11 protein-coding genes and 2 pseudogenes are annotated in these 7,012 nt (G+C 41.3%); 5 read left to right on the top strand and 8 right to left on the bottom strand.

Annotation, left to right across the window (positions count from 1 at the left end):
* The coding region (locus G519_RS0137260) for a transposase (protein WP_029198878.1) at positions 1-257 on the bottom strand (257 nt) is incomplete at its 3' end.
* Between the two features lie 229 nt (positions 258-486).
* On the opposite strand from G519_RS0137260, the gene G519_RS50930 reads away from it, so the two are divergent.
* Complete coding sequence (locus tag G519_RS50930; RefSeq protein WP_154669664.1) at positions 487-657, top strand: hypothetical protein; 171 nt, start codon at positions 487-489, stop codon at positions 655-657.
* 61 nt (positions 658-718) lie between these two features.
* On the opposite strand, the gene G519_RS0137250 is transcribed toward G519_RS50930, so the two are convergent.
* The 6 genes from G519_RS0137250 to G519_RS0137225 are packed head-to-tail and all read right to left on the bottom strand — an operon-like array spanning position 719 to position 4,288.
* Positions 719-1,153 (bottom strand): protein-tyrosine phosphatase family protein, encoded by a 435-nt coding sequence (locus tag G519_RS0137250; RefSeq protein WP_029198877.1) that lies wholly within the window; start codon positions 1,151-1,153, stop codon positions 719-721.
* Positions 1,154-1,163: 10 nt separating this feature from the next.
* Entirely contained in the window at positions 1,164-1,640 is a 477-nt protein-coding gene (locus tag G519_RS0137245; protein WP_029198876.1) for an ArsI/CadI family heavy metal resistance metalloenzyme, read from the bottom strand.
* A complete protein-coding gene (gene arsC / locus G519_RS0137240) occupies positions 1,641-2,069 on the bottom strand; it encodes an arsenate reductase (thioredoxin) (RefSeq protein ID WP_029198875.1) in 429 nt (142 codons plus the stop codon).
* 37 nt (positions 2,070-2,106) lie between these two features.
* Complete coding sequence (locus tag G519_RS46535; RefSeq protein WP_084160528.1) at positions 2,107-3,522, bottom strand: arsenic transporter; 1,416 nt, start codon at positions 3,520-3,522, stop codon at positions 2,107-2,109.
* An 8-nt stretch (positions 3,523-3,530) separates the two neighbouring features.
* Positions 3,531-3,854, bottom strand: coding sequence for an ArsR/SmtB family transcription factor (locus tag G519_RS0137230; protein ID WP_036635374.1), 324 nt, complete (start codon positions 3,852-3,854; stop codon positions 3,531-3,533).
* A gap of 14 nt (positions 3,855-3,868) precedes the next feature.
* Positions 3,869-4,288: an arsenate reductase ArsC gene (locus G519_RS0137225; RefSeq protein ID WP_051254064.1), complete on the bottom strand. Its 420-nt coding sequence runs from the start codon at positions 4,286-4,288 to the stop codon at positions 3,869-3,871.
* Positions 4,289-4,476: 188 nt separating this feature from the next.
* Here G519_RS0137225 and G519_RS50925 point away from each other — a divergent pair, with 188 nt between their 5' ends.
* The 4 genes and pseudogenes from G519_RS50925 to G519_RS0137205 all read left to right on the top strand — a co-directional run.
* The gene (locus G519_RS50925) at positions 4,477-4,650 is read left to right on the top strand and encodes a hypothetical protein (RefSeq protein WP_154669663.1); all 174 of its coding nucleotides are present in this window, start codon (positions 4,477-4,479) and stop codon (positions 4,648-4,650) included.
* A gap of 17 nt (positions 4,651-4,667) precedes the next feature.
* Positions 4,668-5,015 carry an ArsR/SmtB family transcription factor gene (locus tag G519_RS0137215; RefSeq protein ID WP_279626926.1) on the top strand — a complete coding sequence of 116 codons (348 nt, stop codon included), beginning with the start codon at positions 4,668-4,670 and terminating at the stop codon, positions 5,013-5,015.
* Positions 5,016-5,084: 69 nt separating this feature from the next.
* Entirely contained in the window at positions 5,085-5,882 is a 798-nt protein-coding gene (locus G519_RS0137210; RefSeq protein ID WP_029198871.1) for an arsenite methyltransferase, read from the top strand.
* 600 nt (positions 5,883-6,482) lie between these two features.
* Positions 6,483-6,725 (top strand): annotated as a pseudogene (locus tag G519_RS0137205) (group II intron reverse transcriptase/maturase); the annotation flags it as partial.
* A 50-nt stretch (positions 6,726-6,775) separates the two neighbouring features.
* Here the strand turns inward: G519_RS0137205 and G519_RS46530 are convergent.
* Positions 6,776-7,012 (bottom strand): annotated as a pseudogene (locus G519_RS46530) (hypothetical protein); the annotation flags it as partial.

Raw genomic sequence — 7,012 nt, 5'->3', positions numbered from 1 at the left:
GCCCAAAACCATTTGACCAAATCCGTTCTTGTCTTTTCGAAAATCGTTCCGGTGATCACGGTTGTTTGGTGTTGGCAATTCGTACACTCGTAAAGAGGTAAATTACGAGTCTTAATTTCGTAAGCCTTCTGGTGCTGACATTTTGGACAGTGATATCCCTCAGGCCACTTCATCTTGAACAAATGCTGATGGCAAGCTTCCTCGGTTTGAAACTTCTTTTGAAATTGAATAAGATTCATCGATTCTTGCTTTGCCATAAAAATCACTCCCGAACATATGTTTGATTTCATTATACCAAACATTAGTTCGTATTTAAAGACATTCCTGAGCTAACTGGATAATCAAATTATTTTATTGCTTGTGGTTACGGCATTCATGGGGCAGTAAGAGCCTCCTCACGGGGATCTTGAAACTATTCTGGATGATGGGCCGCCATTGCCGTGGTTTACATATATTAGTGGTTACGAAGTGAGTAGGGGAGTAGACATGGAATTTATCCCGAATGTGGTTAGTATATGTCTTACTGCAACTGGGGTTATTGTAATGATTGGCGGATTGGTCTGGGCTTGGAGAAAGAAGAAGCCTATTTGGTCAGTGGCAACTGCGATGTTTTTCGTTATTTGTGGGTACTTGGCTTTGATGTTTTCCATTGCGTGAAACATTGGCAAAAAAACGGAGAATGTCTGTAGACACTCTCCGCTTTTTTGAATCTTTCTTGTTACTTTTTAAACAATTTCTCAAGTGCCTCACGCTGAGGCTGCCTAATACTAACCACTGGGCGAATGCTTTTCGCCAAATTTTCAGCATCTTCGATGGTTTCGCTTTTTCCTAAAGTAATCAAAGTGCCAATGGCCACAGCGCCAGTACGTCCTTTTCCACCACCGCAATGGAATCCAACCTTCTTACCACTCTTATAAGCCTCTACAACATGATTTATAGCTTGTTGGAATAGTTGGTCTTGTGGACCTTCCGCATTGTCACCAAGCGGCACTTGAAGCCATTCTACGCCATCTGTAGGATAGGCACTCTCCGTAGCCTCTCCACGCAAATCGACTACAACCTCAACGTTCTCGTTTTTAATCATAGCCTCTACGTCTGCAGCTCCACCAAAAAATATTTTGTCATCAACAAGTGCTTGATAATTTTTCTCCATAATGATCTCCTTACTTTTTCTTAAAGGGTGTGAATTCAATTGTTACTGGCATGGACGGTGCAGAAGGTGGAGCACAACATAGAGACATATCCTGCAAATCCCCTGCAGATTCAAATTCCGAATCCTCTTTGGTGTAAAAAATTTCCCAAGCATTACCGTCCGGATCATAAACCCAGACTTTATCTTGAACCGCATAACAACATGTTGTGTTCATTTCATTAATGAGAAGAAGTCCGCTTTGTCTTAAACGTTCGCCCATTGCCAGAACATCTTCCGTGTTATCCACCTGGAATCCCAAATGATTAAGAACGCCTTTTTTCTCAAAAGGACGAACATTTAAAGAAAAATGAAGGGCTGGATCATCCAGCTCGAATTTAGCGTAATTGTCTTTGACTTTAGAAGGCTCCGTACCAAAGAAAGCACGGTAGAAATCAAGCGACTTCTGAAGATCTGAACAGTTAACCGCAACGTGCATTCTTTTAATCATTTACTTGCCTTCTTTCAAGAATTGCTCGATCCTGCTTTTGATGGATTCACGAACTTCACGGAATTTAGCTGTAATTTCTTCTTCCGTCCCAGTTGCTTTGGCAGGGTCATCAAAGCCCCAGTGCCATCTTTGAGCCTTATCATTACGGACAACAGGACAGTGTTCGTCAGCGTGACCACACAATGTAATAATGTAATCAGCGCTGCTTAGAATCTCGGTATTAATAACATCGGAGGTATTGTTTGAGATGTCGATTCCAGCTTCTTTCATCGTTGCCACTGCACGTGGGTTTAATCCGTGGGCTTCCAATCCGGCACTTTTCACTTCATATTTGTCCCCACCCAAAGCTTTTAAATAGCCATCAGCGATTTGGCTGCGGCAAGAGTTTCCTGTGCAAAGAAAATAAACTAAAGGTTTTTTGTTATCCATGATTTCATTTCTCCTTTTTTGAAGGACCATTCAGAGCTTAAATGCATCCTTGATGTCCTTTATTCTTTTGTTTTGTCCCCAGAGTAGCTTTTATAATTAGCGCGGCGATTACTACAACAACTGCAATCGCAACAATTAACAACCAAATATTCACGCTTGTTGTATTAATAACGTGAAGCCATAAATAAAGCCCAGTAAGGGTAATTAAGAGCGTTGGAACAGTAAGGATGATACCTGTCTTAAAATAATGGCCCCATGTGATTTTTACACCTTTCGTAGATAGAACATGAAGCCATAAAAGGGTTGCGAGTGACCCAATCGGTGTTATCTTAGGTCCAAGATCGCTTCCAACAACATTAGCGTAAATCAGTGCTTCTCGTATAATACCGTCTGTATTTGTACCTTTAATGGCAAGAGCATCAATCATAACCGTCGGCATGTTATTCATAATGGAGGATAAAATAGCCGACAAGAAGCCCATTCCTACTGTTGCAACAAATAATCCTTGTCCTGCTAAGTTCTCAACCACTGTTCCAAGGGCATCGGTGAGACCGACGTTTTTAAGACCATAAACGACTACATACATGCCGATAGAGAATATGACTACAGCCCAAGGAGCGTCTTTGATCACTCGTTTCGTTTCGATAGCCTTACTTGATCTAGCCATAAAAATGAAGATCAATGCCACGACACCTGCGATGATAGAAACAGGAATTTTAATAAATCCGCTACTGACGTAAGCGACGAGAAGGATGCCAAGAATAACCCATGACATTCGGAAAAGCTTATGATCCTTGATAGCGTCTGAAGGCCGCTTTAATTGTTTCATGTCGTAGTCCGTTGGAATGTTCTTTCGGAAGAAAACGAACAAGACGACCAAACTTGCTGCTAATGAAAAAAGACTTGGGACAATCATGCGGCTTGCATAGGTGACAAAATTGATCCCGAAGAAGTCCGCAGATACGATGTTCACTAAATTGCTAACAATCAAAGGCAAAGAAGTTGTATCCGCAATGAAACCACTTGCCATGATGAAAGGCAAAATCATTTTATCTGGTAGCTTTAATGCTCGGACCATCGCTAAGACAATTGGCGTTAGAATTAACGCTGCACCATCATTTGCGAAAAATGCAGCAACTGCCGCGCCTAATAAAATGACGTACACAAACATGAGCCGCCCATTTCCTTTTGCAATCCTCGCCATATGCAAGGCAGCCCATTCAAAAAATCCGATATTGTCTAAAATTAAGGAAATGAGAATAATTGCGACAAAAGCGAGCGTAGCATTCCAAACGATGGATGTAACCGTCAGTACATCGTGGAAAGACACGACTTGGAAGATAAGAGCTAGGATAGCGCCAGCAGAAGCAGACCATCCGATGTTGAGGCCCTTAGGCTGCCAAATAACAAAAGTTAACGTAATAAGAAAAATTAGTACCGCAATGTAAGTCATGTTTCCTCCTAATCACAACAATTTAGATCTTCACATGATATGGCATCCACTTTTTCTTTCTGGGATGGCAGGTGTTGAAAAAACTCGTTCAGGAAGGGTTTATCCTCAATATTTAAAGAATAAAAAACCCATTGGCCCTTTTTAGCTTCTTTAACTAAACCGCCTGATTTCAGTTTTCGCATATGCTGACTCACATTTGGCTGACTGGTATTTAAGAGTTCAACAAGCTCGTATACACATAGCTCACGTTCTTTGAGCAGAGAGAGAATCGTCAATCTCATTTTGTCCCCAAGTAGCTTACACACTTCAGATAGTTGTTCAATATCGGGCAAAATTACACGCTCCTTTAAATTGGTACATTCAAGCCTTTTAAGAGTTCAATCACTTTCTTTTGTATTGTGTCACGTGCATGTCGAACTGACTGGATATCATTTGAAAGTAATGGATCCTCAATGTCCCAATCGACACTTGTGATGCCAAAGGGCACAATGGGACAACGTTCTGCAACTTGCTGGCAGAGCTTCACAATCACATTCGATGCGATGAAATACTTCATATCGATTTTCTTTGAAGCATTCCCTGATAAATCAATTCCAACTTCCTTCATGACTTCTAAGGTTAAAGGATGAATATCATGAGGTTCTAGTCCTGCACTTTCAACAATAACGTTTTCCCCACCGTAATGTTTAGCAAATGCTTCTGCGATTTGACTGCGGCAGCGATTTTGAATACATAAAAAGTAAATGCGAACTGGTTTTTTCATCATTATCTCAGCTCCAATATCATTTGTAAATGATTATATAATTATTTATTTATATATAAAAGTTAAGGTTTTGTAAATCGGCAATTGAAAAGTTAATTAAATCAAAATAAATTGATTTAACCCTTGAATTTTCCAAATATTATGTGTTATGATCAATTCATCAAATAAAATTGATTTAAGGAGGCGGCCTGATGTTGAACCCTTACAGTATGGAGAAACTCATGCAGTTTCAACAACATGAAATCCAAGAGCAAGCTCGTCATGCCTGGAAATGGGCAAATATCAAAGAAAGTAAGCCAGATAAGCTGCAATTTCCTAAGATTATTCCACAGACCAATTTGGCCTGCTGTCCAGCCTGTTGCTAAAGGGGGAGTTAAAAGTGATTAAAGAGCTTCCTATTTCGTCGAGTGTTGAGAGTCAAGTTGATTTTTCGAAATACGAACTCCAGTTTAAAGCTTTAGCAGATCAGAAACGGTTGCAAATCATGTATGAGCTTACTCAAAAAGGAAGTGTCTGCGTATGTGATTTGGTTGACATTGTAAACATGCCGCAGTCAAAACTATCGTACCATCTAAAGATATTGCTTGATGCTAATCTGATAACAAAAGAGACTAAAGGAACTTGGAGTTATTATGAATTAAATCACGTAGAGGTTAATCGGTTGCTTTCACCAGAATTATGCTGTATCTTCCGAAAAAGCGAAAATCAATCAAGCGAATGTTGCTCGTAACCCACATAGGTGGGTTTTTAAATGAAGTATTGATCAATATTTCTTGATATAACAAAGGAGAGATGATCCATGAGTCAGGTTCAAAATGATGAAGTACGTCAACATGTTCGCAATCGGTATAAACAGATTGCAATAGAGAGCATTCCCAGTGCAAGTTGTTGCTCCTCCTCTGAACCAGCAACGAGCTGCTGTAGCACTCCGGATGAGGTCTCCTCAAAATTGGGGTACACAAATGAAGAGCTTAATGTTGTTCCAAGTGGTGCGAATCTCGGGTTAGGGTGTGGAAATCCTCAGGCAATAGCCTCACTAAAATTGGGGGAAGTTGTTCTTGATTTAGGCAGCGGTGCTGGTTTCGATGTTTTTTTGGCATCTAAACAAGTTGGAGAAATGGGTAAAGTATATGGAGTTGATATGACACCAGAGATGATTAGTCGTGCGCGCCAAAATGCTCAGAAACATGGATATGAAAATGTAGAGTTTCGTCTCGGAGAAATTGAGCATCTGCCGATACTGAACGATTCGATTGATGTTATTATTTCAAATTGTGTAATTAATTTGTCACCTGATAAACAGCAAGTGTTCAATGAAGCTTATCGTGTATTAAAACCAGGTGGGCGTTTGGCGATTTCCGATGTTGTAATGACTTCAGAACTTCCGGTGGAGTTGAAAAGTGACCTTAATTCTCTCGCTGGGTGCGTTTCAGGTGCATCTACAATTGATGAAGTATTGGTATTCCTGCAAAGAAGCGGATTTCGAAGTATTGTTGTTGAACCAAAAGACGATTCTCGAGAATTTATTAAGGATTGGGTGCCCGGTGCCAATGTAGATAACTACATTCAATCGGCGATAATCAAAGCGATTAAATAGAGTAACTAAAAGCCGTAATCAATATGATTACGGTTTTTTCGATTGTGCGCCCAGCATGGGCGCTATCTATAGGGTGTAAATCCCGAATGGTGAAGGCAGTAGTAGCCATTAGCTCAAGACAAGGGTGTCGACCGTGAGGTCGAATCTGAAGGAAGTCGGCGGCAAATCTCCGGTCTGAGGAACACGAATCACATATAAGGCTAGCATTCGTTGGATGAGGCTGCAGTCCAAGTCAAAGTCCATACTGCCAAAGGCGAATGAAAGTAAATGTGGCAGATAGGTGGAGAGAAAGATAGCGTTCTTACCTGGGGAGATCTGCTGGTAAGCGAAGTAAACGCCGTAAGCCTATTTGTGAGAGTGGGTTGAATCAGCAGAAGTCAGCAGAAGCCATAGTACGCAAGGTGTTGCAACACCTTGGGGAAGGGCTGAACATGAACTAGGAATTGAACGACTTGGCATTCGAGGGTAAGCGATGAAAGCAGACAATTCAAGAGAACTTATCTGAGGAAAGTAGCGGTGAATACGCGAGGGTACTCAGAAGGGCTGAGCTTACAAACGGCATAAAGAGAAGAACAATTCACGCAAGGAGTGTATCGAAGAATGATGAAGTCGCTATTGTCACGAGAAAATCTGCTGTCAGCACTTAAACGTGTTGAAACGAATAAAGGAAGCCACGGTGTAGATGGGATGTCCGTACATAAGTTACGAGACCACATTCTACAGAATTGGCAAACCATTCGTGAAAGCTTAGAAAACGGAAGCTATGAACCGAGTCCCGTCCGAAGGGTCGAAATCCCGAAACCGAATGGCGGAACGCGTCTCTTAGGTATACCGAAGGTAAGTTCATACTGCACGCCTCCCAATTTGGTTTTGGACTTTATAGCATAGTAACCCTATTTCAGCAATTTGACTGGTTCAAGATGCCCAGAATCCTGAATACGTTGTCGTAGTGCAATCTCTTTTTGCTCGTCTAGCGGGATATCCCAAGGAAATCCCGGTCCTATCTTCTGACCCTGCAATATCCCATGATCAAGCCAATAATAGACAACATGAGTAGATACCTCCAAGCGCTGCGCCACCTCCTTTACCGTGAAGCCTTGTCGTGGTAGTGAAAAGGCAGGTATTTTGTT

Source organism: Paenibacillus alginolyticus DSM 5050 = NBRC 15375 (assembly GCF_000422905.1).
Taxonomy (GTDB): Bacteria; Bacillota; Bacilli; order Paenibacillales; family NBRC-103111; genus Paenibacillus_E; species Paenibacillus_E alginolyticus.
The sequence above is the reverse complement of the archived record's forward strand: the minus strand, read 5'-3'. Positions and strand labels throughout refer to the sequence as shown.

Bases quoted from the DNA above. Each gene is read 5' to 3' on its own strand.
- G519_RS0137210 (WP_029198871.1), top strand. From the start codon at position 5,085: ATGAGTCAGGTTCAAAATGATGAAGTACGTCAACATGTTCGCAATCGG.
- arsC (WP_029198875.1), bottom strand. From the start codon at position 2,069: ATGGATAACAAAAAACCTTTAGTTTATTTTCTTTGCACAGGAAACTCT.
- G519_RS50925 (WP_154669663.1), top strand. From the start codon at position 4,477: ATGTTGAACCCTTACAGTATGGAGAAACTCATGCAGTTTCAACAACAT.
- G519_RS0137225 (WP_051254064.1), bottom strand. From the start codon at position 4,288: ATGATGAAAAAACCAGTTCGCATTTACTTTTTATGTATTCAAAATCGC.
- G519_RS0137250 (WP_029198877.1), bottom strand. From the start codon at position 1,153: ATGGAGAAAAATTATCAAGCACTTGTTGATGACAAAATATTTTTTGGT.
- G519_RS0137245 (WP_029198876.1), bottom strand. From the start codon at position 1,640: ATGATTAAAAGAATGCACGTTGCGGTTAACTGTTCAGATCTTCAGAAG.
- G519_RS46535 (WP_084160528.1), bottom strand. From the start codon at position 3,522: ATGACTTACATTGCGGTACTAATTTTTCTTATTACGTTAACTTTTGTT.
- G519_RS50930 (WP_154669664.1), top strand. From the start codon at position 487: ATGGAATTTATCCCGAATGTGGTTAGTATATGTCTTACTGCAACTGGG.